We start from the raw sequence: 1,522 nt of genomic DNA on the forward strand, positions 1-1,522 counted from the left end.
ACCGCGGTCGTCGCGACGGTCGTCACGACGGTCATCGCGGCGGAAACCGCCGGAGGGGCGGTCGTCGCGACGGAAGCCACCACGGTCGCCGCCACGGTCGTCACGGCGGTCGTCACGACGGTCGTCGCGGCGGAAACCGCCCGACCGGCGCTCGAAGTTGCCCCGCTCGTCGCGGCGCTCGAAGGACGACGTCTGGCGCTGCTCCGGGACGGCAGCGGCGGCGGCCTCCTCCTTGGCGGCCTCGGCAGCGGCCTCCTCGGCCGCGGCCGCGACGGCGGCCTCCGGGTCCTCGCCGCGCTCGCGGGCGGCGCGGGCCAGCAGACGGTCGGCCTCCTCGCGGAGCTCCGTGGCGCGGCGCTGGGCGCGCTCCAGCTCGCGGTTGAGGTTGGCGAGCTCGCGCTCGGCCTGCTTGGCGGCGTTGGCCGCGGAGTCGGCCTGGACCTCGGTGAGGGAACGGGCGCCCGTGATCTTGGCGACGTCCTCGTCGAAGGCGCCGGCACCGCCGACGATGTGGCGCGAGGCGTCGACGCCCGCGTCCTCCATCAGGCGGAAGATCTGGCGGCGCTGGTGCGGCAGGGCCAGCGAGACGACCGTGCCGGACTGGCCGGCGCGGGCCGTGCGGCCGGAGCGGTGCAGGTAGTCCTTGTGGTCGCCGGCGGGGTCGACGTTGAGGACCAGGTCGATGCCGTCGACGTGGATGCCGCGGGCGGCGACGTCGGTGGCGACCAGGACGTTCACACGGCCGCCCTTGAAGTCCTCCAGCACGCGGGTACGCGCGCCCTGGGTCATGCCGCCGTGCAGCGCGTCCGCGCGCACACCGGCGTCGAGCAGCTGCTCGGCGACGCGGTCGGCGCCCATCTGGGTGCGGACGAAGATGATGGTGCGGCCCTTGCGGGCGGCGATGGCGGCGGTGACCGGCGCCTTGTCCTTCGGCTTCACGACGAGGACGTGGTGGGTCATGGTGGTGACGGCACCGGCCGACGGGTCGACCTCGTGCGTGACCGGGTCGACCAGGTAGCGCTTGACCAGCGTGTCGATCTCGTTCTCCAGCGTCGCGGAGAACAGCAGGCGCTGGCCGCCGGTCGGCACCTGGTCGAGGATCTCGGTGACCTCGGGCAGGAAGCCCATGTCGGCCATCTGGTCGGCCTCGTCGAGGACGGCGACCTGGACCTTGTCGAGCGAGGCGGCGCCGCGGTCGATGATGTCGCGCAGGCGGCCCGGGGTGGCGACGAGGATGTCGACGCCGCGCTCCAGCGCGTAGATCTGGTTGCCCATGGACGTACCTCCGCAGACGACCTTCATCTTCAGGCCGAGCACGTCGCCGTACGGCTGGAGGGCGTCGGCGACCTGCATCGCCAGCTCACGGGTCGGGGTGAGGATCAGACCGCGCGGGCGCTTCTTCTCGGTGTGGCCGCCGGCCAGGGTGGACAGCAGCGGCAGACCGAAGGAGAGGGTCTTGCCGGAGCCGGTGCGGCCGCGGCCGAGGATGTCCTTGCCGGCCAGGGCGTCCGGGATGGTCGCG

Annotated in this window: 1 protein-coding gene; it reads right to left on the reverse strand. The window is 73.6% G+C overall.

The window, feature by feature from the left end:
- Nucleotides 1–1,522, reverse strand: a 1,522-nt coding sequence (locus HG542_RS28040) for a DEAD/DEAH box helicase (RefSeq protein ID WP_171086238.1), incomplete at both ends; no start/stop codon positions are given.

It is taken from the genome of Streptomyces morookaense (genome assembly GCF_013030945.1).
GTDB classification, from domain to species: domain Bacteria; phylum Actinomycetota; class Actinomycetes; order Streptomycetales; family Streptomycetaceae; genus Streptomyces; species Streptomyces morookaensis.